General features: G+C 67.0%; 1 protein-coding gene. It reads left to right on the top strand.

Translation table 11 applies throughout. The features are described 5' to 3' along the window. Nucleotides 1–355: LysR substrate-binding domain-containing protein (locus QWI17_RS00540; RefSeq protein ID WP_302720545.1), on the top strand; the 355-nt coding region annotated here is incomplete at both ends.

Here is a 355-nt window from a genome sequence, read left to right as displayed (position 1 = left end):
CCGGACATCGAACTGCGCCTGGTGGCCGAAGACAGTGCCCAGGCCTTGACCCCGGGCGACTTCGACCTGGCCATCGACCTCAACGATGGCAGCTACCCGGGCATGCTCTCCACGCCGCTGCTGGACGAGCAGATCTTTCCCGTATGCGCGCCCTCACTGCTGCGTGGGCGCCCCCCGCTGCACGGGCCGGCCGACCTGGTGCACTACCCGCTGCTGCACGACATCACCGCCTGGCGTGGCAGTTCGGAATATGCCGAATGGGAGTTCTACCTGGACGGGATCGGCGCCACGGGGTTGGACGTACGCCGCGGGCACACCTTCAACCGCAACCACCTGACCATCGAAGCGGCGATTG

The sequence above is a fragment of the Gilvimarinus gilvus genome (assembly GCF_030518155.1).
In the GTDB taxonomy this organism is placed as follows: domain Bacteria; phylum Pseudomonadota; class Gammaproteobacteria; order Pseudomonadales; family Cellvibrionaceae; genus Gilvimarinus; species Gilvimarinus gilvus.
Note: the sequence above shows the minus strand (reverse complement) of the source record. Positions and strands in the feature narration are given on the sequence as shown.